The sequence below is a fragment of the Streptomyces kurssanovii genome (assembly GCF_040677245.1).
GTDB lineage: Bacteria > Actinomycetota > Actinomycetes > Streptomycetales > Streptomycetaceae > Streptomyces > Streptomyces kurssanovii.
Window position 1 is genome coordinate 103,064 of sequence record NZ_JBFAQK010000009.1, and the last position, 23,689, is coordinate 126,752.

18 protein-coding genes are annotated in these 23,689 nt (G+C 71.2%); 12 read left to right on the forward strand and 6 right to left on the reverse strand.

Annotated features, from left to right (window positions below):
* Nucleotides 1–5 precede the first annotated feature (5 nt).
* The 3 genes from AB0K36_RS10105 to AB0K36_RS10115 all read right to left on the reverse strand — a co-directional run bounded on the left by AB0K36_RS10105 (nt 6) and on the right by AB0K36_RS10115 (nt 3,271).
* The gene (locus AB0K36_RS10105) at nt 6–914 is read right to left on the reverse strand and encodes a carbohydrate ABC transporter permease (RefSeq protein WP_189464860.1); all 909 of its coding nucleotides are present in this window, start codon (nt 912–914) and stop codon (nt 6–8) included.
* Nucleotides 911–1,858 carry a carbohydrate ABC transporter permease gene (locus AB0K36_RS10110; RefSeq protein ID WP_189464861.1) on the reverse strand — a complete coding sequence of 316 codons (948 nt, stop codon included), beginning with the start codon at nt 1,856–1,858 and terminating at the stop codon, nt 911–913. The genes AB0K36_RS10105 and AB0K36_RS10110 overlap by 4 nt, the downstream gene beginning before the upstream one ends.
* Nucleotides 1,859–1,966: 108 nt before the next feature.
* Nucleotides 1,967–3,271, reverse strand: coding sequence for an ABC transporter substrate-binding protein (locus AB0K36_RS10115; RefSeq protein WP_360034205.1), 1,305 nt, complete (start codon nt 3,269–3,271; stop codon nt 1,967–1,969).
* Nucleotides 3,272–3,512: 241 nt separating this feature from the next.
* Here AB0K36_RS10115 and AB0K36_RS10120 point away from each other — a divergent pair, with 241 nt between their 5' ends.
* Complete coding sequence (locus AB0K36_RS10120) at nt 3,513–6,287, forward strand: glycosyl hydrolase (RefSeq protein WP_364590945.1); 2,775 nt, start codon at nt 3,513–3,515, stop codon at nt 6,285–6,287.
* A 38-nt stretch (nt 6,288–6,325) separates the two neighbouring features.
* Here the strand turns inward: AB0K36_RS10120 and AB0K36_RS10125 are convergent, their stop codons facing one another.
* Nucleotides 6,326–7,351, reverse strand: a complete 1,026-nt coding sequence (locus AB0K36_RS10125) for a LacI family DNA-binding transcriptional regulator (RefSeq protein ID WP_364590948.1) — start codon at nt 7,349–7,351, stop codon at nt 6,326–6,328.
* Nucleotides 7,352–7,720: 369 nt separating this feature from the next.
* Between AB0K36_RS10125 and AB0K36_RS10130 the strand changes: the two genes are divergently transcribed.
* Together AB0K36_RS10130 and AB0K36_RS10135 are read left to right on the forward strand one after the other, a co-directional pair.
* On the forward strand, nt 7,721–9,007 hold the full coding sequence (locus AB0K36_RS10130) for a M14 family zinc carboxypeptidase (RefSeq protein ID WP_364590951.1): 1,287 nt from the start codon (nt 7,721–7,723) through the stop codon (nt 9,005–9,007).
* A gap of 112 nt (nt 9,008–9,119) precedes the next feature.
* Nucleotides 9,120–10,874 carry a BCCT family transporter gene (locus AB0K36_RS10135; RefSeq protein ID WP_364591097.1) on the forward strand — a complete coding sequence of 585 codons (1,755 nt, stop codon included), beginning with the start codon at nt 9,120–9,122 and terminating at the stop codon, nt 10,872–10,874.
* Between the two features lie 247 nt (nt 10,875–11,121).
* Here AB0K36_RS10135 and AB0K36_RS10140 read toward each other — a convergent pair whose 3' ends face one another.
* A complete protein-coding gene (locus tag AB0K36_RS10140; protein ID WP_364590954.1) occupies nt 11,122–12,036 on the reverse strand; it encodes a MurR/RpiR family transcriptional regulator in 915 nt (304 codons plus the stop codon).
* Between the two features lie 113 nt (nt 12,037–12,149).
* On the opposite strand from AB0K36_RS10140, the gene AB0K36_RS10145 reads away from it, so the two are divergent.
* Genes AB0K36_RS10145 through AB0K36_RS10170 form a run of 6 tightly spaced genes read left to right on the forward strand, consistent with a single transcriptional unit; the run spans nt 12,150 to nt 18,723 of the window.
* Nucleotides 12,150–13,316, forward strand: coding sequence for a C45 family autoproteolytic acyltransferase/hydrolase (locus AB0K36_RS10145; RefSeq protein WP_364590957.1), 1,167 nt, complete (start codon nt 12,150–12,152; stop codon nt 13,314–13,316).
* Between the two features lie 42 nt (nt 13,317–13,358).
* Entirely contained in the window at nt 13,359–14,999 is a 1,641-nt protein-coding gene (locus AB0K36_RS10150; RefSeq protein ID WP_364590960.1) for an ABC transporter substrate-binding protein, read from the forward strand.
* Nucleotides 15,000–15,010: 11 nt separating this feature from the next.
* On the forward strand, nt 15,011–15,964 hold the full coding sequence (locus AB0K36_RS10155; protein WP_364590963.1) for an ABC transporter permease: 954 nt from the start codon (nt 15,011–15,013) through the stop codon (nt 15,962–15,964).
* Nucleotides 15,961–16,812, forward strand: a complete 852-nt coding sequence (locus AB0K36_RS10160; protein WP_364590966.1) for an ABC transporter permease — start codon at nt 15,961–15,963, stop codon at nt 16,810–16,812. Before AB0K36_RS10155 ends, AB0K36_RS10160 begins: the two co-directional genes overlap by 4 nt.
* Before the next feature lie 7 nt (nt 16,813–16,819).
* Nucleotides 16,820–17,869 (forward strand): ABC transporter ATP-binding protein, encoded by a 1,050-nt coding sequence (locus AB0K36_RS10165; RefSeq protein WP_364590969.1) that lies wholly within the window; start codon nt 16,820–16,822, stop codon nt 17,867–17,869.
* Nucleotides 17,866–18,723: an ABC transporter ATP-binding protein gene (locus AB0K36_RS10170; protein ID WP_364590972.1), complete on the forward strand. Its 858-nt coding sequence runs from the start codon at nt 17,866–17,868 to the stop codon at nt 18,721–18,723. The genes AB0K36_RS10165 and AB0K36_RS10170 overlap by 4 nt, the downstream gene beginning before the upstream one ends.
* Before the next feature lie 584 nt (nt 18,724–19,307).
* On the opposite strand, the gene AB0K36_RS10175 is transcribed toward AB0K36_RS10170, so the two are convergent.
* The gene (locus AB0K36_RS10175) at nt 19,308–20,267 is read right to left on the reverse strand and encodes an FAD-dependent oxidoreductase (protein WP_364590975.1); all 960 of its coding nucleotides are present in this window, start codon (nt 20,265–20,267) and stop codon (nt 19,308–19,310) included.
* Nucleotides 20,268–20,329: 62 nt separating this feature from the next.
* On the opposite strand from AB0K36_RS10175, the gene AB0K36_RS10180 reads away from it, so the two are divergent.
* The 3 genes from AB0K36_RS10180 (at nt 20,330) to AB0K36_RS10190 (ending at nt 23,674) form a co-directional block, all read left to right on the forward strand.
* The gene (locus tag AB0K36_RS10180) at nt 20,330–21,355 is read left to right on the forward strand and encodes an oxidoreductase (protein ID WP_364590978.1); all 1,026 of its coding nucleotides are present in this window, start codon (nt 20,330–20,332) and stop codon (nt 21,353–21,355) included.
* Nucleotides 21,356–21,472: 117 nt separating this feature from the next.
* The gene (locus AB0K36_RS10185) at nt 21,473–22,006 is read left to right on the forward strand and encodes a TrmH family RNA methyltransferase (RefSeq protein ID WP_364590981.1); all 534 of its coding nucleotides are present in this window, start codon (nt 21,473–21,475) and stop codon (nt 22,004–22,006) included.
* 30 nt (nt 22,007–22,036) lie between these two features.
* Nucleotides 22,037–23,674 carry an ABC-F family ATP-binding cassette domain-containing protein gene (locus AB0K36_RS10190; RefSeq protein ID WP_364590984.1) on the forward strand — a complete coding sequence of 546 codons (1,638 nt, stop codon included), beginning with the start codon at nt 22,037–22,039 and terminating at the stop codon, nt 23,672–23,674.
* Nucleotides 23,675–23,689: the final 15 nt, after the last annotated feature.

Genomic DNA, 23,689 nt, shown 5'->3' on the forward strand with positions numbered 1-23,689 from the left:
ATCGGTCAGCCCTTGACCGCGCCCTGCATGATGCCGCCGACGATCTGGCGGCCGAGCAGGCCGAAGACCAGCAGCACGGGGAGCGTGCCCAGCAGGGTGCCCGCCATGATCACGGACTGGTCGTGGACGTAGCCGCCGCCGAGCTGGCGCAGCGCCACCTGGACGGTCGGTTCCTGCGAGGAGAGCGCGACGATCGGCCAGAAGAAGTCGTTCCAGGCGGCCATGAAGGTCAGCATGCCGAGCACGGCCATGCCGGGCCGGGCGATCGGCACCACGATCGACCAGAAGATCCGGGCGGTGGAGGCGCCGTCCACGCGTGCCGCTTCGATGAGCTCGTCCGGCAGCGACTGCACGAGGTACTGGCGCATGAAGAAGACACCGAAGGCGGACACCAGCCCGGGCAGGATCACCGCCTGGAGCTGGTTCACCCACTGGAGTTCGGCGATCAGCATGAACAGCGGGATGACGCCCAGCTGCGGCGGGATCATCATGGTGCCGACCGTGATCGCGAGCAGTGCGCCGCGGCCGCGGAAGCGCAGCTTGGCGAAGGCGAAGCCGGCGAGCGTGCAGCACAGGACGGTGCCGACGGTGATGGAGCCGGAGACGATGAAGGAGTTCACCAGCGCCTTGCCGATGTCCGCCTCCTCCATCACCGCCTCGAAGTTGCGGATCAGGTTGGGGCCGGGCAGCAGGGTCGGCGGGACCTTCGCCAGGTCGGCGTTGGAACGGCTGGCGGCGACGATCGTCCAGTAGAAAGGGAAGGCGGAGACCAGTACGGCGGCGATCAGGATGGCGTAGGCGAGCTTGCCGCCCTTCATCGTGCGGCCCGCGCCGGACTTCCGCCTGCGGCGCCCCGGCACCTGCGCCTTCTCGGTGGCCGGCTGCTTCGTCGGCGGTGCGGCGAGCGCGGTCATCGGCCGGCCTCCTTGCGGGAACGGCGGCGCGCGATCAGGGCGTTGGCCCCGACGAGCACCAGGATCAGCAGGAACATCACCCAGGCGATGGCGGCGGCACGGCCCAGGTGGAAGAAGCCCCAGCCCTGCTCGTACATGTACAGGCCGAGCGTCTGGTACTGGTGCGAGATGCCGCCGGAGATGGAACCCTCGAAGAGCAGCGGCTCACCGAAGAGCTGGGTGGCGCCGATCGTGGAGACGACCACGGTGAACAGGATCGTGGGGCGCAGTCCCGGGAGCGTGACGTGGAAGAACTGCCGCCACCGTGAGGCGCCGTCCACCTCCGCCGCCTCGTACAGCTCGCTCGGGATCGACTGCATGCCCGCCAGATAGATCAGCGCGTTGTAGCCGGTCCAGCGCCAGATGACGATGGTGGAGACGGCGATCTGCGAGGCGACGGTGCCGGTCTGCCAGTCGACCGGCCCGAAACCGACCAGTCCCAGCACGTAGTTGATGAGCCCGAAGTCACGGCCGAACAGCTGGGCGAAGACGAGCGTGGCGGCGGCCACGGAGGTGGCGTACGGCAGGAGCATCGCGGTCCGCAGGAAGGTGCGGCCACGCAGCCGGTAGTTGAGCAGGTGGGCCAGTCCGAGGGCCATCACCAGCTGCGGCACGGTGGAGATCACACCGATGGTGAACGTGTTGCGCAGCGCGGTCCAGAAGAACTCGTCGCCGAAAAGAGCGGTGTAGTTGCCGAGCCCGCGCCACTCCATGTCCCCCGGCGTCTGCAGCTCCACCCGGTAGAGCGAGACGAACGCCGTGTAGATCAGCGGGAAGAGCCCGAAGGCGGCGAACAGCGTGAAGAACGGGGCGATGTAGGCGTACGGCGAGACCTTGCGCCAGGCGCGCCGCACGGCCGGCGGCCGGGGCGGCGAGACCGGCTTCGCGGAAGCGGTGAGGGTCACGGTGCGGCCCTTCGAGGATGAGTCGGTACGGGGCGGGGGCCTTCGGGCCGGGCCGGTGCGGGGAGTGGTCGGGATGCGGACCGGCCCGAAGGAGCTGCTCTGCGGGCGTCAGCCGATGGTGTTCTCGACGCCCTTCTTCGCGTTCCCCCACGCCTTCTCGGACGAGATGCCCTTGCGCTCGACCTCGCTCAGCGCGTTGGTGATCTGCTGGTTGACGTTCTGGTCGTGCACACCGAGGACCTGGACCGGGGCCGCCTTGGCCGCGTCACCGAAGATCTGCCCGATCGGCGCGCCGGAGAAGTAGGGGTCGGTGGCGCCGGCGACCTTCTCGATCGCGCCGGTGGAGGAGGGGAAGTTGCCCTGCTTCTGGAAGAGCTTGGCCTGCTGCTCGGGGGCGGTGAGCCACTGGATCAGCTCGTACGCCTCCTTCTTGTGCTTGGCCGCGCGCGGCACGGAGAGGTAGGAGCCGCCCCAGTTGCCCGCGCCGCCGGGCAGCTTCGCGATGTCCCACTTGCCCTTGCCCGCGTCACCGGCCTGGCCCTTGATGTAGCCGAGCATCCAGGCGGGGCAGGGGATGGTGGCGAAGGAACCGGCCGCGAAGGCCTGGTTCCACTGGGGTGACCACTGGTCGAGCTTGGCGCTGAGGTCGCCCTCCGCCGCCTTGACCGAGGTGTCCCACGCGGTTTTCAGAGCCGGGTTGGTCTCCCAGATCAGCTTTCCGGAGGCGTCGTAGTAACGCTCCTCCTCCTGGCCGATCATGATGGAGAACAGGCTGCCGACGCTGTCCAGCCAGGCGCTCTTGGCGGGGGCCTTGGCCTTGTACTGCTTGCCCAGCTCGAGGTAGCCGTCCCAGGTCGACCACTTCTTCGCGAGTTCCTCGCGGTCGGTCGGCAGCCCGGCCTGCTTGAACAGGTCGGTGCGGTAGCACATGGCCTCGGGGCCGACGTCGGTGCCGAGACCGAGGACGGCGCCGTCCTTCGTCGTGGCGGCGGCCCACTTGGCGTCCGCGAACTGGCTCTTCAGCTTGTCGGCGCCGTACTTCTTCAGGTCCTCGAACTTGTCGGCCTGCTGCTGGGTGACCGACGCGATCCGGCCGACCTCGATGCCCTGGACGTCGGCGAGACCGCCGCCGCCGGCGAGCCGGGTCTGCAGCGACTTCCAGTAGTCGGCCTCGTCCTCGGTGTCGGTCTGCTTGATCGTGATGTTCGGGTGAAGCTTCTGGTACTCCGCGTAGAGGCCGGCCTCCTTGTAGCCGAAGGAACCGAAGAGGTCGACGGTGAGCGTGACCTTCCCGCCCTCGCCGTCGGAGGCGGTGTCCGAGGAGCCGGACCCGCAGGCGGCGAGCAGGGCCCCGGCGAGCGCGACCGCACCCAGGCGGACGGCGGCCCTTTTGGCGGCTCTGGCTATGGGCATGGGAAGCCTCCCTTGGCTTCGGGGTGGGACGAGAGCGTTTGAGAGCGCTCTCAAATATGCGCTTGGAGCGTGCCCTCCGGTGACTCTTCGCGTCAAGACTCGAAGACATAACGGTCTGGACTCGGGGATCAACTCCCGGCTGTGTTCGGTCTATTGACACTTGTGTTTCGGGGGTTTTACGTTTCGGCCATCTGAGAGCGCTCTCAGCCACCCCTACCCGTGATGACTTGAGGTGCCGTTCATGCCAGCCCCCCGCACCAGGCCGGCCGCCGCGCTGGTCCTGGCCTCAGCCCTGGCCGCTGTCGGCCTGGGCCCGGCCGCCGCACCCGCGGCCGCCGCCACCGTCCCCATAGGCTCCGGCAGCTACTCCGACACCCGACCCGCCGGAACGTCCGGACCGACCACCAACACCGGAGCACCGGTCACCCCCAAGGTGACCGCCGCGGCCAAGAGCCGGCCGGTGCCCACCAACGACTGGTGGTCCTCCCTCGCCTTCCAGCGCTACGGCGACAACCCGTACTCGACCCCCATGTACGGGCACCCCCTCACCTACCAGGCCACCGCCGGCGGGCTCGACGTGGGCTACCCCACCGCCCCCGCGATCGTCGGCGACGGCCGCCAGTACGAGTTCGCCCACAAGCGTGACCTCACCATCGGCCTGACCGGCCTCAACTCTCCCGACACCAAGGCCGACGACTGGTCCGACTGGACCGTCACCCCCTACTGGTCCGACGGCACCCGCACCCTGCGGACCACCATCGGCCACGGCATGCCGTTCGTATACGCCAAGGGCTCCGGCGGGAACGCCCAGATCACCACCGCCGCCGCACCCGCCGTCTTCGCCGACCAGGGCAACGTCCTCGGCATCACCGTCGCCGGACACCACTACGCCCTCTTCGCCCCGACCGGCAGCGACTGGAACGTCTCGGGATCCACCGTCACCGCGGGCCTCGGCTCCAAGGACTACTTCTCCGTGGCGGTCCTGCCCTCCACGGGGGCGCTCGCGACGTACAAGAAGTACGCCTACAGCTTCGTCACCGGCTCCCAGGCCGCGTGGAGCTACACCGGCGGCACGGTCAAGGCCACGTACACGCTCACCACGGAAGCCAAGGAGGGCACCGAGCGCGGCACGCTCCAGGCCCTCTACCGCCACCAGTGGCTGAACACGACGGACCCGCTCACGAGCCACACCTACGTCTCGCCGCGCGGCACCATGAAGGTGCGGGAGTCCGCCTCCTTCACCACCAGCCAGAAGGCATCCCCGGTGCTGCCGGCCCTGCCGAAGTCGGACGCCGTCGACACGGCCCGGCTGCGTGGCTACCTGAACGAGGTCGCGAACGCCTCCGACCCGTTCTCCGGCGCCACCGACACGTACTGGACCGGCAAGGCGCTGGGCCGGCTCGCCCAGCTCGTGCCCGTGGCCGAGCAGATCGGTGAGACCGGCACCCGCGACAAGCTCCTCGGCCTGATCAAGGGCAGGCTCCAGGACTGGTTCACCGCGGGCGGCGCGAACGAGTTCAGCTACGACAGGGACTGGAAGACCCTCACCGGTTACCCGGCCTCCTACGGCAGCGACACCGAACTCAACGACCACCACTTCCACTACAGCTACTACGTGTACGCCGCGGCGATCGTCGCTCAGTACGACCAGGCCTGGGCCGCCGACTCCGCCTGGGGCGGGATGGTCAAGACCCTGGTGCGGGACGCCGCCAACCCGAGCCGCACCGACACGGCCTTCCCCTTCCTGCGCGGCTTCGACATCTACGCCGGGCACAGCTGGGCCTCCGGTCACCAGGGCTTCGCCGCCGGCAACAACCAGGAGTCCTCCTCCGAGTCCACCAACCTCAGCGCCGCCCTCGTCCTGTGGGGTTCGGCCACCGGTGACACCTCGCTCCGGGATCTCGGCACGTATCTGCTGACCACGGAGGCGGAGTCGATCGCCCAGTACTGGTTCGACGCCGACGAGCAGGTCTTCCCGTCCTCCTTCGGCCACGACACGGCCGGCATGGTCTGGGGCAGCGGTGCCGCCTACGCCACCTGGTGGACCGCCAACCCCGAGGAGATCCACGGCATCAACGTCCTCCCCGTGACCGGCGGTTCGCTCCACCTCGGTGGGGAGAAGGCCGCGATCCGGCGCAACATCGCCGAGATGGAGCGTGAGAACGGCGGCCCGGCCGTCGAATGGCGCGACATCCTCTGGGAGTTCCAGTCGCTGGCCGACCCCGCGGCCGCCAAGGCCAAGTGGGACGCGGGCCACGCCGGCTACACCCCCGAGCAGGGCGAGTCCAAGGCCCACACGTACCACTGGATCTCCACGCTGGACCGGCTGGGCGCGCCCGACACCACGGTGACCGGCAACATCCCGACGTCCGCCGCCTTCACCAAGGGCACCACCCGGATCTACGCCGCGCACAACCACGGCGCCACGGCCCGCACGGTGACCTTCTCCGACGGCAAGACCCTCTCCGTGCCCGCCCGTTCCACCGCGACGGGCACCGGCACCGGCGGCGAGCCCGACCCCGACCCGGAGCCGCCGACCGGCAACACCTTCCAGCTGCGCAGCGGAGGCGCGCTGACCACGGCCACCGGTGGCACGGCGGGCAGCGACACCATCGCCTCCGCCGGCGGCGCCAACCACGACGGCACACCGCACCAGCCGCTCGTCTACGAGATCCGGGGCGTCAACGGCACCCTCACCGCGGGCGCTTCCACCGCGTTCCGTCTCCAGGTCGACGCGGGCAGCACGGTCGGACTCGGCCAGCAGGCGCGTATCAGCTACGACCTCACCGGTGACGGCACCTTCGAGCGGACGGAGACGTACCACTACTTCGCGACCGACCCGGTCACCGGCTGGGAGGAGTACGCGCACTCCCGTGGCCTCAAGGCCTCCACCGGGGCGCTCGGCAACCTCGACGGCGGCACCGTACGCCTCGAGGTGTGGAGCGCCATCGGCAACGGCACCGCAAAGCTCCAGACCGGCACCGACAAGTCGGTGCTGGTGATCCCCTACAGCTGAATCGCTCCCCCCCACAGGAACGCGGCGGGTGTCGGAAGTCAGGCCGATGCCCGCCGCACCAGTGTGGTCGGGGTGATGACAGAGGCGGGGGCGTCGCCGCCCGCCTCGTTCAGCAGCCGCATCAGCAGCCGGACCATCAGCCTGCCCATGCCCTCGACGTCCTGGCGCACCGTGGTCATGGCCGGCTCGGTCGTCCCGACGACCGAGGCCATGTCGTCGAACCCGACCAGGGCCACGTCCTCCGGCACCCGGACGCCGCGCTCACGCAAGGTGCGCAGCGCGCCCGACGCCATCAGGTCGTTGGAGACGAAGACGCCGTCCACGTCCGGGCGGCGGTCGAGCAGCTCGGCCATCGCCCGCGCGCCGCTCTCCTCGGTGAAGTCACCCTGGCAGAAGAGACCGGGGTCGGCGTCCACCAGGACGTCGTGGTAGCCGTCTATGCGGTCCAGTGCGGAGGTCTGGTCGCGGGGGCCGGCGATGTGCGCGATGTTCCTGCGGCCCAGCGAGACCAGGTGGCGCACCGCCTCCCGGGCGCCGCCGCGGTTGTCGGCGTCCACGTACGGCACGGCGAGGTCGGAACCGGCGGCGGGACGCCCGCCGAAGACCGTCGGGATCTTCGTCCTGCCGATGAGCGCGGGCAGCCGGTCGTCGTTGTGGAGGGAGAAGGCGAGCGCGCCGTCGACGTGGCCGCCGCCGAGGTAGCGGGCGATCCGGTCATGGTCCCCGGGGCCCTCCACCCACAGCAGCACCAGCTGGGAGTCGTGCGCCGTGAGCTCGCGGCTGATCCCGCGGACCTGCTGCTCGAAGAAGGGGTCGGAGAAGATCCGGAACTCCGGCTCCGCGATGATCACCGCCACCGCGCCGTTGCGCCGGGTGACCAGGGTGCGCGCCGCGTGGTTCGGTACGTACCCGAGCTCCTCGACCGCCTTGCGCACCTTGTCGACCAGGGGTGCGCGCACGCCCGCACCGCCGTTGACGACCCGGGAGGCCGTGGCACGGGAGACGCCAGCGCGCGCCGCGACGGCTTCCAGGGTGGGGCGGGACCCCGTGGTCTGCTCGGTCAAGGCGGGCGCTCCTCGTCTGCTCCGGTGCTCCGGCACGCCGGTCGGTGGCATGATCCGATACCGACAGGATATCCGCCCCGGCCGACAGTCTGAGAGCGCTCCCAGATCGGGTGCCGGCTCTGGTGCGTGGACGGGCCGGCCCGGCGGCACGGCGAACCGTCCGGGCGCGGATGCCGGCCATACCGGGCCAAGACCTGCAGACTGTTCCAGGGCGGGACATCTGCCGCGAGCCGGACGGGCCCCGCCTGTCCCAAGCACACCGCGAGCAGCCGACGTTGACCGCCCCCTGTCGCGGCGCAGCCGGCCGGAGTACGTTTCCCGGGCCATGCCGATACGTGTACCGGACCGGATCCCCGGAGGCAGTATCCGATGACGTCCCGAATCCGTGTCCGCACGCTCGCCCTGACGGCAGCCGCCGCTGCGCTCGCGGTGCCGCTGGTCACCGGCCCCGCCGAAGCGGCGCACACCACGCCCCGCACGGGCTTCGAGGACAGCGGCGGCGCGCGGTGGACCGGCGAGGACGAGGAACGGGCCTTCCTCGCCGCCGTCGACCGCGGCAGCCGGCGGATGTCCGTGGAGCGGATCGGCACGACCGGACAGGGCCGCCCGCTGCGGCTCGTCCACCTGGGGAACGAGACGTCCGCGCACACCGTGCTCCTGATCTGCAGTCAGCACGGCGACGAGCCGGCGGGCCGCGAAGCCTGTCTGACCACGGTCCGCGACCTCGCCTTCGCCCGGGACGACGGGACCCGCCGGCTGCTGTCCCGCACCCGCCTGCTCGTCCTGCCCACCGCCAACCCCGACGGCCGTGCCGCCGGCACCCGTGGCAACGCGGACGGTGTCGACGTCAACCGCGACCACATCGCGCTGAGGACGGCGGAAGGACGGGCCGTCGCGGCGGTCGTACGCGACCGGCGGCCGGACATCATCTACGACCTGCACGAGTACGGCGCCACGCCGCCCTACTACGACAAGGACCTCTTCGACCTGTGGCCCCGGAACCTCAACACCGACGCCGCCGTGCACCATGAGGCGCGGACCCTGTCCGGGACGTACGTCCGTCCGGCCGCGCACCGTGCGGGCCACTCCACCGGCACGTACGGCATCTGGACGGACCCCGTCACCGGCGAGCCGCTCCGGCAGACCGCCGGCGACGGACAGGAGCGCATCCTGCGCAACGCGAGCGGCGTCAAGCACGCCGTGGGACTGCTGATCGAGAGCCGCGTCGACGCACTGACCCCGCAGGAGAAGGCAGACCCCGCGCTCAATCACCGCCGCCGGGTCGACAGCCAGCTCGCGGCTCTGGGCGGGCTGTTCACCTTCAGCGCCGACCGGCTCGGCCGGATCGAGGCCGCCACCACAGCGGCCCGGCGCGCGGGCTTCGCGGACCGCGGGCCGGTGTACCTGGGCGGCGCCGACAACGACCCGGCGGGACCGGACGAGACGATCGCGGACCCGCCGTGCGCCTACCGTCTCGACGCCGGCCGGTACGCCGCGGTCAAGGACGAACTGGCTCTCCACGGGGTCTTCGCCCGGCCCGTCGCCGACGGCGCCGTCGTACCGCTGCGGCAGTCCCTGCGGAATCTGGTCCCGCTGCTGCTCGACACCCGTGCGGCCTATCGCATCACCACGGGAGAACCGGTGGAAGCCTGTTGATACCGGGAGGAGAGTGACTCGTGTGGTAGGGGGTAGCGGGGAGTGAAATCAGGCTCCGCGGAATCATGAAAGGTGCCCCGTGTCGCGCGACGTAGAAAAGCCGGGCAAACGGCTGTGGTATCCCGTCAAGGCGGCGCTACCGGGCCGCCATCCGCACGAAGACAGAGCACCCGTCACGGACCGGGTGGTGTTCGGCGTGACGGCGGTGCTCACGCTCGCCTTCGTGTTCTGGGGCTCGGTGTTCACCGAGACGCTGGAGAGCGCCTCCGACACCTTGCTGAACGGCCTGATGCACAACGGCGGCTGGGCGTTCGTCCTGGCCGCATCGGGTTTCGTCGTCTTCGCCCTCTGGCTCGCCATCAGCCGCTACGGCCGGATCCCGCTCGGACAGGAGCACGAGGGACCGGAGTTCCGAACCGTCTCCTGGGTCGCGATGATGTTCAGCGCGGGCATGGGCATCGGCCTGATGTTCTACGGAGTGAGCGAACCGCTCGCGCACTACACGACGCCGCCGCCGGGCACCGACCCGATCGACTCGGCGGACGCCATGGAGACCGCGCTGGCCACCACGCTCTTCCACTGGACCCTGCACCCATGGGCGATCTACGCGGTGGTCGGCCTTGCCATCGCCTACAGCACCTTCCGGCGCCGCAGGCGGCAGAACATCAGCGCCGTCTTCGAGCCGCTGATGGGCAAGAAGCGGGCCGAGGGGGCGCCGGGCCGGGTGATCGACGTCCTGGCGATCTTCGCCACGCTCTTCGGCTCCGCGACGTCGCTGGGCCTCGGCGCCCTGCAGATCGGCAGCGGGTTCCAGGAGCTCGGCTGGATGGAGAAGGCCGGTACGGGACTGCTCATCTCCATCATCGCGGTGCTGACCGTGTGCTTCGTCTTCTCGGCCGTGTCGGGTGTGGAGCGCGGCATCCAGTGGCTGTCCAACACCAACATGGTGCTGGCGATCGTGCTCGCCCTGTTCGTCTTCGTCGCCGGCCCCACCATCCTCGTACTGGATCTGATTCCCACCTCGCTCGCCTCCTACTTCGAAGAACTGCCGCAGCTCGCCGGCCGGACCGAGGCGGCGACCGGCGGCGGTGACGTCGCCGACTGGCTGAGCAGCTGGACGGTTTTCTACTGGGCCTGGTGGATCTCGTGGACGCCGTTCGTCGGCATGTTCATCGCGCGCATCAGCCGCGGCCGTACCATCCGTCAGTTCGTCGGCGGCGTCATCCTGGTGCCGAGCACGGTCAGCCTGGTCTGGTTCGCCGTCTTCGGCGGCACCGCGATGAAGCTTCAGGAACAGCGCAAACTGGGCGACGAGACGACACCGGAGGGTCAGCTCTTCGGTGTGCTCCAGGAGTTCCCGATCGCCTCGGTGATGAGCCTGCTGGTGATGATCCTCGTCGGCATCTTCTTCGTGTCGGGCGCCGACGCGGCCTCGATCGTGATGGGCACGCTCTCCCAGAAGGGCACCTTCGAACCGGCTCGGGTCGTCGTCATCTTCTGGGGCGTGGTGACCGGCGCGGTGGCCGCCGTGATGCTGCTCGTCGGTGAGGGGAAGGGCGACGCGCTGGCCGGTCTTCAGCACCTGACCATCCTTGTCGCGGCACCCTTCGTACTGGTGATGATCGGCATGTGTGTGGCCCTCATGCGCGACCTGCGCCAGGACCCGCTGATCGTCCGGGGCGAGATCGCCGAGGAGGCGGTGGAGACCGCGGTGATCGCGGGGCACGAGAAGTACGCGGGCGAGTTCGAGATCCGCATCGGTCCGGGAACCGGCCCGGAGGCGGGCCAGATCCCCGTGGAGGAGGAGACCCCGCCGGAGTCGGACGAGGACCCGGAACGACGCAAGGACCGGCCGGAGGAGGGCTGACGGATCGGGCTGACGCATCGGGCTGACGAGGAGTCACCGGTCCGGCGTCCGGGGATACGACCGCGGCCGAGCGGGAAGGCCGTGGGTCACGGTGCGTGAAACACGCACTCGTGACCCACGGCCTTCCGGCTGCCCGGCCGTCTTCCACCGCTTACGTGCCCGGCCGTCTTCCGCGGCCTTCCGGTGGCTCCGCCCTCGGCTTGCCCGCCGACGCCCTGTTCACCGATCGCCGCCGTCATGCCCGCCGTCAGGCTTTTCTGGAGCGCTGCTCGCGCGGGGGAAGCAGCTGTTCCCTCAGGGCCGTGAGCTGGTGCGAGTGCTCGACCGCACGGGTCTCGTCCAGGGTCGTGAGGGCCAGCAGCAGCGCGTCGGCGACGACGAGCCCGGTCAGCGCCTCGTTGGTGATGCCGGTCGGTGTGTGGGGAGCGGTGAGGATCGCGTCGACCCGGTCCTCGAAGGCCTCGCCCAGTTCGTCCGTCACGAAGACGACCTTCGCCCCCACCGACCGCGCCCGCTCCACCAGCACCGTGAGCTCGGACAGCGGCCGGCCGGGCTGGAAGATGACCACCGTGTCGCCCTGCGCCAGTGACAGCAGCGGATCGGCGAGCGCGAACCCCGTGGCGCCCACGAACCGCGCGCGGCGGCCGATGCGGCCGAGAGCCAGGGCGAGATGCCGCGCCGCGAGCTCGCACGCGGCGACCCCGTAACAGAACACCTCGCGGGCGTCGGCGAGAGCGGCCACGGCCTGCTGGAGGGCGTCGGTCCCGGTGAGGCGCCGGCACTGGTCGATGCGGTCCTGGGTCTCGTCGAAGACGTCGTTCCAGATGGTCTGCAGATCCTGGCCGACGTGCGCGATGCGCTGTTTCAGCCGGACCTCGGGAGCCAGCGCCGAGGTGAAGTCCGCCGCCAGCTCCCGCTTCAGCGCGGGCAGACCCGCGTAACCGAGGCGCTGGAGGGCGCGCACGACCGTGGCGTTGCTGGTGCCGCTGGCCGTCCCCAGCTCCTGGGCGCTGGCGAACATCACCTGCTCGGCGGGCGCGCTGACCAGGTACTGCGCGACGGTGCGCTCGGCGGCCGACAGCTCGTCCCACTGGTCGCGCACCGTGGCGCGCAGGCGGGTCAGACCGCCGGGTGCGGCGCTGCCGGATTCTGGATTCTTCATTACAGGTATTGACTCCTACGTTACGGCCGTTACGCTCTTGTGTATTCCGTTCCAGGATCTCGTGTTCTCGGAACGAACATTACAGCACGCATGTGTCCCGAGGAGTCCTCGCGATGAAACACGCCCTTCCCGTCATCGAAGTGTCGGGGACCCCCGTCGAGCGCGGCCGCCAGTACGGAGCAGCGGTCGCGCCACAGATCGGGACCGCTCTCGCCTACTACGCGGAGGCGTTCGGATCGTCCTCCGGGCTCACCTGGCAGCAGGTCACCTCCCGGGCGGCCCGCTGGCTCGAGCCCGTCCGTGACTACGCACCCCACCTCCTGGAGGAGATGCAGGGGATCGCCGACGGCGCCGGAGTCGGCCTGCTCGACGTCCTCGCACTCAACGCCCGTGGCGAGGTCATCTATGACGACTCGTTCGCGCGGATGCGGGAGCACGACGGCCCCGGCGCGCGGGTCCCGGAAGAGGAGCCGCCGGACGGCTGCACCTCGTTCGCCGCGTACGGCCCCGCCAGCGGCGACGGCCACGTATGGGCGGGCCAGAACTGGGACTGGCGCGCCGGGGTCGCGGACACCGTCGTCATGATCCGCGTGATCCAGCCGCCGAAACCGACCGTCGTCATGCAGGTGGAGGCCGGACAGGTCGGCCGCCAGGGCGCCAACTCCGCCGGCATCGCGCTCAACGCCAACGGGCTCGGCGGCCGCTTCGACGACACGGTCGGCATCCCGCAGACCGTGATCCGGCGCAGCGTCCTCGACCGCTCCACGATCACCGACGCCCTCGACGAGCTCTGCCGCACCCGCGCGCACATCGCCAGCAACGCCCTGCTGACATGTCGCGAGGGATTCGCCATCGATCTGGAGACCACGCCGGCCGGACACGGCTGGATGTACCCGACCGACGGCCTGCTGGTGCACGGCAACCACTACCAGGCAGGCGTCCCCGCCGCCCTCGCCGCGGGCTACCGCCCGATGGCCGCCGACTCCCTGGTGCGGGTTCCCCGGGCGGAGGAGGGTCTGCGCCTGCTGCGGGGGTCCACCGGCGCGGACGAGTCGCGCAAGCTCATCAAGCAGGCGATGTCGGACCACCTGGGCCGGCCCGAGTCGCTGTGCACCCACATCGACCCCCGAAGACCGCAGGTCAAGCAGTGGCAGACGCTCGTCTCCTCGTGCGTCGACCTCACCACCGGCGACTACCACGTCACGGCGGGCACGCCCTGCGACCGCGATTACCAACACCTGCCCTGGAATCTCTACGACGGCCCCCACGCCCCGAACTGACGCTGTTTCCGTTCTTCCTCGTTCCCCGCTCAGGAGCCCAGCATGAAGCTCAGAACCACCGTCGCCGCCGCCGGCCTCGCCGGGGCGATGGCCCTCACCACCGCGTGCAGCGGCGCCGACACCACCCGCCCGGCGGGATCCGGCGCCACCGCCGACGCCGCACAGCTCACACTCACACCCACCACCGCGAAGGCCAAGGGCGAAGTCCCCACCGTCAACTGGCTGCTGGAGGACGAGCCGGACTCCCTCGACCTGGACACCCAGGGCGGCAGCGCCGGCCGCACCGTCCTCAGCAACGTGTGCGAGCGGCTGTACCAGCTCCAGCCCGACATGTCCGTGCAGCCCTCCCTGGTGCGGCAGGCCACCCGACCTGACGCCAGGACCCTCGTCCTCGCCCTGCGCGACGGCGTCACCTTCCACGACGGCTCCGCGATGACGGCGGACGACGTCCTGTTCAGTCTCCAGCGCCACGCCCGGCCGGACATGGAGCAGTCCGACGAGTTCGACAACGTCGCCGGGATGACCACGACCGGCGACCTCGAGATCACCATCACGTTCAAGCAGCCGGACGCGCTGTTCACCAAGGCGCTGGCCGGTGACGCGGGACTGGTCTACAACCGCGAGCAGGTCGAGAAGTCCGGCAAGGACTTCGGCACCCCCGGACAGCCCGATGCCTGCTCGGGCCCCTACCGGCTCGGCGACTGGAAGTCCGGCGACTCGATCGTCATCAACCGCAGCGACACCTACTGGGGCGAGAAGCCCCTCACCCAGCAGGTCGTCTTCCGCTGGGCCGACGACAGCGCCATGGTGAACGCGCTGAAGACGGGCGCCGCCGACGGCACGTACGCGGACTCCATCAGCACGGCCGCCGCCCTGCGGGGCACCAAGGGACTCGACCAGCACTACGGACCGAGCACCGCCGCCCTGGCCCTGATCCCCACGGAACGCGGCGGCCTCGCCGACCCGGACATCCGCAGGGCACTCGCGCTCACCCTGGACCGCGCGGGCATCGCCCGCTCCGGCTACGGCGGTCTCGTGGAGCCGTGGGCCACCCCCGTCGGATCAGGCGCCTGGGGTTACGAGAAGGGAGCCTTCGCCGCCGCCCAGGAGCAGCTCACGGGCGCCCCGGCCCGGCCCGGCGCCGACGACATCGCCGAGGCGAAGAAGCTCGTGGAGAACGCCGAGGCGGCTCCCGACAAGCCGATCGTCATCGGCACGGACAGCAGCCAGGGCCGCCTGGTCATCGCCAACGCCGTCCGCGCCGCGCTCCAGCAAATCGGCCTGAAGGGCCAGATCAAGACCGTCCCGCCCGCCGAGTACGGAGAGTTCTACGGCGACAAGGAGGCCCGCGCCGGCATCGACGTGCTCGTCGCCGACTGGTACATCTCCAAGAGCGACCCCATCGGCTTCTACGACAACGGCCTCTCCGACAGCTCCAACAACTGGGTCGGATACCGCAGTCCGGAGTACGACAGCAAGGTCAAGGAGGCGATGCGGACGCTGGACGACAAGAAGCGCGCCGCGCTCGTGATCGATGTACAGCGCCGGTTCAGCGAAGCCGCGGTGTGGATCCCCGTCGCGCAGATGCCCACGGCCCTCGTCATCGACGACAAGCTGACCGGCCCGCCGGCGTCCATGGCGTACCTCTACTACCCCTGGGCCGCAGCCCTCGGTGCGAAGTGAGCTGAGCCACCATGATCGCCGCAATCGGGCGACGGCTCGCAGGACTGTTCGCCACACTGCTGGCCGCCTCCTTCGTGATCTTCGCCGCCGTGTACGCCGCCCCCGGTGACCCCGCCGTCTTCCTGGCCGGGGGCCGCGACAAGCTCACCCCCGAGCGGCTGGCCGCCGTCCGGGAGCAGTACCACCTCGACGAGCCGCTGGTCGTCCAGTACGGCCGCTGGCTCTGGGACTGCCTCCACCTCGATCTCGGACGCTCTTTCCAGTACGGGGACCAGGTCGCCGATCTGCTGGCGGCGCGGTTCCCCACCACCCTCGCCCTCGTCGCCTACGCCACCGTCCTCTTCGTGGTCCTGGGCGTCGGCGCGGGGATCCTCGCAGCCGTCCGCCGCGGCGGATGGGTGGACTCCGCGGTCGTCGGCGGCACCACCCTCGCCGCGTCCGTCCCCTCGTTCGTCGGCGGCATAGCCCTCGTCGCGCTGTTCGGGGTCCAGCTGGGCTGGTTCCCGGTGACCGGCAGCGGCGAAGGCTTCGCCGGCACGCTCCACCACCTCACCCTGCCCGCCGTCGCCATGGCGCTCGGAGCGCTCGCCGTCATCAGCCGGGTCACCCGCCAGGCCATGGTGGACGCGGGCGCGGCCGACCACGTCGCCGTCGCCCGCGCCTCCGGCATCCCGGAGCGCGAGATCGTCCGCCGGCACGTCCTGCGCAACGCGCTGGGCCCGATCATCACCATGTGCGGCCTGGTCACCGCCGGAATGCTCGCCGGAACCGTCGCCATCGAGACCGTCTTCGGGCTGAGCGGCATCGGCTCGCTGCTCGTCGGCGCGATCAACAGCCATGACTTCCCGGTCGCCCAGGCGGTCCTGCTGCTGATGGTCACCGGCTATGTCGTGGTCACCACCGTCGTCGACCTGGTGCACCCGCTGCTCGACCCCCGTCTCGAGGCCGTGAGGAGTCCCGCATGACCGCCCTCCCCGCCGGCGGGCTGCTGCCCGTCGGCAAGCGCACCCGCCGCTCCGCCGGAGCGGCGGTGGCGGCCGGCTTCCTCGGACTGGTGGTCCTCGCCGCCGTGTTCGCCCCGCTGCTCGCCCCGTACCCGCCGGACGCCGTCGACCTCTCGTCGTCCCTCGTCGGTACCGGCCCGGAACATCCGCTCGGCACCGACGCCTCCGGCCAGGACCTGCTCTCCCGCGTGCTGTACGGCGCTCGGACGAGCCTGATAGCACCGGTCCTGCTGCTCGCGTTCGCGTCCGTCCTCGGTGTCGCGCTGGGCACCCTGGCCGCCTGGCGCGGCGGCTGGGTGGACACACTGGTGTCGCGGGCCACGGACGTGATGTACGCCTTCCCCGGCCTGCTGTTCGTCGTCCTGATCATCGCCGTGTTCGGCGCCGGTATGACCACGTCCGTGCTGGGACTCGGGCTCGCCTTCGCCCCCACGATCGCCAAGTACACCCGCAGCGTCGCCCTTTCCGAGCGGGCGAAGCCGTACATCGACGCCTACCGGGTGCAGGGCATGGGAGGTGCGCGGATCTGTGTGCGCCACCTCGTCCCCAATCTCGCACGGTCGATCGCCGGCTACCTCGTCGTCCTGTTCGGCGAGGCGCTCATGAGCCTCGCGACGCTCAGCTATCTGGGCTTCGGCGCCCAGCCGCCCAGCTCCGACTGGGGGCTGATGGTGCAGGAGGGGCAGTCGGCGATCGTGCAGGGCGCCCTGCTGCCCGCGCTGGTGCCGGGCACCGCCATCGCTGCCGTCGTGGTGGCCTTCAACGTCGTCGGGGTCCGCGCCGCCGACCGGCTCGGATCCAGGAGGTAGCCGCGCCATGCTGCTCGACATCGAGAACCTGACCGTCCATCTGCCGGGCGCCGCCCGCCCGTTGCTCGCGGAGGTGTCCCTCCAGGTCCGCACCGGCGAGGTCGTCGGCCTCGTCGGTGAATCCGGCTCGGGAAAGTCCACCACCGCCAAGGCCGCGCTGAGCATCCTGCCCGACGGCGCGCGGACGGAAGGGAGGGTGCTGGTCGACGGAGCGGACGTACTGTCGATGACCGGCACACGCCTGCGTGAGCACCGTGCCGGCACGGTGGCCATGGTCCACCAGGACCCGCGCTCCGCCCTCAACCCCGTGCGCCGGGTCGGTGACTTCCTCGTCGAAAGGCTGGTCCGCCCCGGTGATGGTTCCGGGAAGGAGAGGCGCCGAGCGCTGGGGACCGCGGTCGAACTCCTCGACGCGGTCGGCCTGCCCGACCCCGAACGTCGCGTCAGGCAACGGCCGCACGAGATGTCCGGAGGCATGCTGCAGCGTGTCGTCATCGCCGGCGCGCTCGCCGCCGAGCCGCGTCTGCTGCTCGCCGACGAGGCCACCAGCGCCCTGGACGTCACCACCCAGGCGGAGATCCTCGCCCTGCTGCGCAAGCTGCGCGAACAGCGGGAGCTGGGCATGCTGTTCATCACCCACGACCTGCATCTCGCCGCCGCCTACTGCGACCGGGTGTACGTGATGTACGCGGGCCGTGTCGTCGAGGAACAGCAGGCGCGACGCCTGTTCGCCGACGCCCGGCACCCGTACACCAGGGGCCTGCTGGACTGCTCGCCCGAACTGGGCGGGACACCCCGGGCGATCCGCCCGATCCCCGGCCGGCCCCCGTCGCTCGCGGACGCCTTCCCCGGCTGCCCCTTCGCGGCACGCTGCGCCCACAGCGAGCCCGCGTGCGAAACCTGGACGCCCGAGCCGCTGCCCCTCGCCGGCGGCGGCACGGCCGCCTGCCGCCGGATCGGCGAACCGCTCCCAGGCGGTCCGCTCGGCAATCCGGCGGCAGGCACCGCCGAGGACCCCGTACAACCGGCCGTAGCGGCCGTCAGGAGCACACCATGAACGGCAACAGCCCCCAGGACGGCGCGCCCCTGCTCGTGGTCGAAGGGCTCCGCAAGACCTTCCGGCTGCCGGGCGGCGGCACTCTCACCGCGGCCGACCGGATCTCCTTCACTCTGCCGGAGGGCGGTTCCGTCGGCATCGTCGGCGAGTCGGGCTCCGGCAAGAGCACCGTGGCCCGCATGCTCGCCGGTCTCGAGAGACCGGACGCGGGCAGCGTCACCGTGAACGGCCGGGACCGGCACTCCGCGCGCCGTGGCGGGCGTTCCCGGCGCGACCGGCTGGCCCGCGCACGCGAGATCCAGATGGTCTTCCAGGACCCCTACGTCTCCCTCGACCCTCGGCTCACCGCAGGCCAGTGCCTCCGCACCGCCCTGCGGCTGCACGGGCACCCCGCGGTGGAGGACCGTATCCGGTCACTGCTCGACCGGGTCGGCCTGGGCGCCCGCGAGGCCGAGGCCAGGCGGCACGAGCTCTCCGGCGGACAGCGCCAGCGACTCGCCATCGCACGCGCCCTCGCCGTCGACCCGCGCATCCTGGTGCTCGACGAGGCGGTCGCGGCGCTCGACGTGTCCATCCAGGCCCAGATCCTCCAACTCCTCGCCGAGATCCGGGAGGACACCGGTGTGGCCCTGGTCTTCGTCAGCCACGACCTCGCCGTGGTGCAGCACATCACGGACGAGACCGTCGTCATGCGCAGGGGCACCGTGGTCGAACAGGGGCCGACGGACCGTGTGCTGCGCACACCGCGGCACGCGTACACACGGCTGCTGCTCACCTCCGTCCCGCACCAGGACTGGGACCCCTCGGACGTGGTCCGTGCCCGGGCCGAGGCGGCGGAGGCGGAGGCGGCTTGAGAGACGGCCGGCCCAGGGACGCGCCGGGCGGTCGCGGTGCGCGGTCCGGCCCGGGTGACCTACGTCCGGGACCGCTCCCCACAGCGTCGCGCGGCAAACGCCACTACCCGGGCGCGCATCCCTCGCCCGGAACGACGAAGCGGCTCCCTCCGCGCTGCCGGGCCGAAACCGGTCCAAGGACCATGGCCGGCTGCCCGCCGTTCGGGCCGCGACATGCGAGAACCTACGAGACGGGCTCCCTGCGCCGGCATTGTCCGGATCAGGTGATGGGGGTCGTCCTCCGGTCCTTGGACCTTCGGACCTCTCAGCCCGACCGTCGACGTCGGCCCCGGCGGCTATCTCCGCCGAAGTCGGCTACTCCGGTCGAACTCCCTCGCTCGCCTCGTAGGCCACTACCAGAGTAACGCTCCGCACATGCCGTAAAAAGGGGTGAAAGGGAAAAATCAGGGCTCTTTGCCGGGCGGGTGCCCGCGCTCGGCGCGGCCGTGTCATCCGGCTCCGCACCTGATCGTCCTCACCGGTCCTCGGCGCGCACCTGGCCACCACGCTCGCCACCAAGCCGCCCCGGAGGCCCGGGACGCGGCCTACCCGACGAGCGCGGCCGCCGCCTGCGCGCAACCCCAGGCGACGGTGATGCCGGCGCCGCCGTGGCCGTAGTTGTGGACCAGCAGCGCCCCACCCGGCAGGCGCTCCGACTCGATCCGCACACCGGTGTCCCGTGCGGGCCGCAGACCCACCCGGTGCCCGAGCACCTTGGCCCGGCCGACCTCCGGGTGGATACGTGCGCACCGCTCGACGATGGCCGCCGCGGTGGCCTCCTGGGGCACCAGGTCCCAGGAGTCCTCCTCGGCGGTGCCGCCCAACAGCAGCCGCCCCGGCTGCGGAAGGAGGTACGTCGTCGCGCTCGACGCGTGGTCGACCGCGGTGAACCACTCCTCGACGCCCGGGTTCTCCACCACCACCAACTGCCCGCGCACCGGCCGTACGGACGGATCGGGTACCAGCTCGCGGGCGCCGAGACCGGTGCAGTTGACCACGACGGACGCCCCGCTCTCCGACAGCGCCCGGGCGGGGGAGCCGGCCTCGCGCGCCTCCACGGTGCCGCTCGCGGCCTCCAGCCGCCGCCGCAGCCAATCGAGATGGACCGGCATGTCGATCAGCGGCATCCGGGCCTTCAGACCGGAAGCGAATCCCGGCGGCAGCTCGTCGCCGCCCACCTCCCGCATTCCCTCGACCCTCGCGGCCCAGGGACCGAGCTCCGCGAGCCGGGTCTCCGCATGGACGCCCGGCACCAGCCGTACGCCCGTCTCCTCCGGCCGGTCCGCCAGCGCCTCGTACACCCGAAGCGATTCCAGGGACCACTCGCCGACCAGCTTCTCCGGCTCGATGCGATACGGCCACCACAGCCCGCCCGCCACCGCCGACGTGGTCATGCCGGCGGGATCCCGGGACCACACCCGCACCCGCTTGCCGCTCTCCGCCAGCACGATGGCCGTGGTCAGTCCCACCGCCCCGCCGCCCAGCACCAGTACGTCGCCGTTCATGCCGGGACCGTAACCCATGGCGTTCATGCTCAGAAGACCGCGCGATTGGGCAGACTCACGACATGTCTGCCGAGTACGCGACCTTCGGGCTGGCGCCGGCGATGCGGACCGGGGGAGTCCTCGCCGATGGCGCCTACCAAGTGCACCGGGACTTCACCGACTTCATCGTCGACGGCCGGCCGCTGCTCCACCGGCTCAGTGACCTCGACGCGGTCTCGCCGCTGGCCTCCGACATCCCTCCCGCCGTCTTCACCGACCATCTCCGCCGGTTCCTGCTCGACGCGGAGGCACCGCTGAGCGCCGGCAGGTATGTGATCTACGGCTGCCCGGAATGCGAAGGGCTCGAGTGCGGGGCCGTCACCGCCGTCATCGAGCGCGACGGCGACGACGTCGTCTGGCGGGACTTCGCCTGGCAGACCGACGGTACGGCCGATCTGGAACTCAACGGATACCACGGCATCGGACCCTTCCGATTCCGGGGCGAGGAGTACCGGGCGGCGCTGGAGCAGCTGCTGCCGGGCCGGGAGGAGGCCGCGGCCCGCCGCCGCGTCCTGCTGATCGGCGCGCGCGTCGCGGTCCTCGCCAAGCTCGCCGCCGCCCTGCGGTCCATCGGCATCGGCGCCGACATCGCCCACGACGCGGCCGGTGTTCCGGCCGAGGAGCTCGGCGCGTACCAGGTCGTCGCCTTCGGCCGTGCGGTCACGGAGGCGGACCGGTCCGCGGTGCGGGAGGCGTTCGCCCACGCCGGCACGCAGGTGGAGTACGTGGACGGGCTCGCGCCGATCGTCCCGCTGCTGGTTGCTCAGATCGAACTGGCCCTGGACCGGAGCCCGGTCGGGCAGCGGCGCCTGCGGAGACTCGGGGCGCAGGGCCGGGAGGCGGTGGTCGAGGTGGCGTCGGAATGCCGCGTCCGGCTGGTGGCCTACCGTCTCGACGCGCTGTACCGCACCCGTGTCCGGGAGCTGTTCGACGGCACGCTGCAGCCCGGGACGCACCGAATTCCACTGGACGCCAAGGCGGTCAAGGGACGATCCTTCGTCGTGGCACGGACCATGGGGGGCGTGCTGGTCACGCCGGTGGCGCGATGATCCGACAAGAGGCCCGGGCGAGCCGCTGAATCGCCGACGCATGCATCACTCACGTCACGTACATCACACGCCTCGCACGTGTGCGTCCCTGAACCGGAGGTCCGCCTCCCCGCGCCCATGAGCGCGAGGAGCGGCGGACCCGCCTTCCGCACCCGTGCCCCGGACGAGCTGCGCCGAAGCCGGCGCCCGCGGGCCCATTCCTGCTGGGACCATCTCTACGCGGCACCCCTGTGGCCCCTGCACGGCGCGAACCTGGGCACTCTCGCCCGCACCTGCGACGCGGTCGGCGCCTGCATCACCGTCCCGCGCTTCCCGTGGGTACCCGAAGCACTGGCCCGGGGCAACACCCTGCGCAAACCGGTGTGCACCCACCGGACCGGCGACCCGCTGGGATGGCTGGCCCGGCAACGGGAGCGGGGAGCGCGCATCGTCGGCGTCGAACTGGCCGACGAGGCCGTACGCCTCGCCGACCTCGCGCCGGCGCGCGGGCCGACCGTCGTGGTCCTCGGCCATGAGCAGCACGGGATTCCGCCGGAGGCGCTCGACCTGCTCGACGAATGCGTGGAGATCCCGATGATCGGCACCGGCTCGAGCCTGAACGTGGCCGTCGCCGGCTCCCTCGCCCTGTACAAACTCGCCGGACTCCTCTGACCCGCAAGAAGCCCTAGGATTCACTCCCTGATGACTGCAACCCTCGTCGCCAAGGACCTCGCCGCCGGACACGGCGACCGCTCGCTGTTCGCCGGGCTCGACCTCGTCGTCGCACCCGGCGACGTGATCGGTCTCGTCGGCGTGAACGGAGCGGGCAAGTCCACCCTGCTGCGTCTGCTCGCCGGACTCGACCGGCCGGAACAGGGCGAGCTGCGGCTCTCCCCGCCGACCGCGACCGTCGGCCACCTTCCGCAGGAGCCCGAGCGCCGCGAAGGGGAGACCGTCCGGGCCTTCCTCGCCCGGCGCACCGGCGTCGCGGCCGCCCAGACCGCCATGGACGCCGCCGCCCAGGGCCTGGCCGACGGCGTCGAGGGAGCGGACGACGCCTACGCCACCGGCCTGGAGCGCTGGCTCGACCTCGGCGGCGCGGACCTGGACGAGCGGGCCGAGGAGGTCGCCGGGTCGCTCGGCCTCACCGTCGACCTCGACCTGCCGATGACGTCCCTGTCGGGCGGCCAGGCCGCGCGCGCGGGTCTCGCCTCGCTGCTGCTGTCCCGCTACGACGTGTTCCTGCTCGACGAGCCGACGAACGACCTCGACCTGAACGGTCTCGAGCGCCTCGAGACCTTCGTCCAAGGCCTGCGGGCCGGCACGGTCGTGGTCAGTCACGATCGCGAGTTCCTCACCAGGACCGTCACCAAGGTCCTCGAGCTGGACCTCGCCCAGCAGCAGATCACCCTCTACGGCGGTGGCTACCAGGCCTACCTGGACGAGCGCGAGACCGCCCGCCGGCACGCCCGCGAGGAGTACGACGAGTACGCCGACAAGCGGGCCGCTCTCGAGGGCCGCGCCCAGATGCAGCGGAACTGGATGGACAAGGGCGTCAAGAACGCCCGCCGCAAGGCCACCGACAACGACAAGATCGGCCGCAAGATGCGGAGCGAGGCGAGCGAGAAGCAGGCCGCCAAGGCACGTCAGACGCAGCGCATGATCGAGCGGCTCGACACGGTGGAGGAGCCCCGCAAGGAGTGGGAGCTGCGGATGGAGATCGCCGCCGCCCCGCGCTCCGGCTCGGTGGTCGCGACCCTCCGCGAGGCGGAGGTGCGGCGCGGCGGCTTCCGGTTCGGCCCGGCGTCGTTGCAGATCGACTGGGCGGACCGCGTGGCCGTCACCGGCGCCAACGGCTCCGGCAAATCGACGCTGCTCGCCGCGCTGCTCGGCCGCCTTCCCCTCGACGCGGGACACGCGTCGCTCGGCTCCGGTGTCGTCGTCGGCGAGGTCGACCAGGCCCGCGGGCTCTTCTACGGCACCGAGACGCTGCTGGACGCGTTCTGCGCGGCCGTCCCCGACACGGAGCCGGCCGAGGTCCGCACCCTGCTGGCCAAGTTCGGGCTCAAGGCCGCCCACGTGATGCGTCCGGCGACGACCCTGTCACCCGGGGAGCGGACCCGTGCGGCGCTCGCCCTGCTCCAGGGACGCGGCGTCAATCTCCTGGTGCTGGACGAGCCGACCAACCACCTCGACCTGCCCGCCATCGAACAGCTCGAGGCGGCGCTCGACTCGTACAAGGGCACGCTGCTGCTGGTCACCCACGACCGCCGGATGCTGGACGCCGTCCATGTCACCCGCCGTGTCGAGGTGACCGACGGCAAGATCACCGAACTCTGACGCCCCGGCCCCCTG

Excerpts from the sequence above, each read along its gene's own strand:
- AB0K36_RS10185 (WP_364590981.1), top strand. The coding sequence starts at position 21,473 with ATGAGCGCGAGGAGCGGCGGACCCGCCTTCCGCACCCGTGCCCCGGAC.
- AB0K36_RS10105 (WP_189464860.1), bottom strand. The coding sequence starts at position 914 with ATGACCGCGCTCGCCGCACCGCCGACGAAGCAGCCGGCCACCGAGAAG.
- AB0K36_RS10120 (WP_364590945.1), top strand. The coding sequence starts at position 3,513 with ATGCCAGCCCCCCGCACCAGGCCGGCCGCCGCGCTGGTCCTGGCCTCA.
- AB0K36_RS10130 (WP_364590951.1), top strand. The coding sequence starts at position 7,721 with ATGACGTCCCGAATCCGTGTCCGCACGCTCGCCCTGACGGCAGCCGCC.
- AB0K36_RS10165 (WP_364590969.1), top strand. The coding sequence starts at position 16,820 with ATGCTGCTCGACATCGAGAACCTGACCGTCCATCTGCCGGGCGCCGCC.
- AB0K36_RS10190 (WP_364590984.1), top strand. The coding sequence starts at position 22,037 with ATGACTGCAACCCTCGTCGCCAAGGACCTCGCCGCCGGACACGGCGAC.
- AB0K36_RS10160 (WP_364590966.1), top strand. The coding sequence starts at position 15,961 with ATGACCGCCCTCCCCGCCGGCGGGCTGCTGCCCGTCGGCAAGCGCACC.
- AB0K36_RS10145 (WP_364590957.1), top strand. The coding sequence starts at position 12,150 with ATGAAACACGCCCTTCCCGTCATCGAAGTGTCGGGGACCCCCGTCGAG.
- AB0K36_RS10150 (WP_364590960.1), top strand. The coding sequence starts at position 13,359 with ATGAAGCTCAGAACCACCGTCGCCGCCGCCGGCCTCGCCGGGGCGATG.
- AB0K36_RS10155 (WP_364590963.1), top strand. The coding sequence starts at position 15,011 with ATGATCGCCGCAATCGGGCGACGGCTCGCAGGACTGTTCGCCACACTG.
- AB0K36_RS10115 (WP_360034205.1), bottom strand. The coding sequence starts at position 3,271 with ATGCCCATAGCCAGAGCCGCCAAAAGGGCCGCCGTCCGCCTGGGTGCG.
- AB0K36_RS10180 (WP_364590978.1), top strand. The coding sequence starts at position 20,330 with ATGTCTGCCGAGTACGCGACCTTCGGGCTGGCGCCGGCGATGCGGACC.
- AB0K36_RS10170 (WP_364590972.1), top strand. The coding sequence starts at position 17,866 with ATGAACGGCAACAGCCCCCAGGACGGCGCGCCCCTGCTCGTGGTCGAA.
- AB0K36_RS10140 (WP_364590954.1), bottom strand. The coding sequence starts at position 12,036 with ATGAAGAATCCAGAATCCGGCAGCGCCGCACCCGGCGGTCTGACCCGC.
- AB0K36_RS10175 (WP_364590975.1), bottom strand. The coding sequence starts at position 20,267 with ATGAACGGCGACGTACTGGTGCTGGGCGGCGGGGCGGTGGGACTGACC.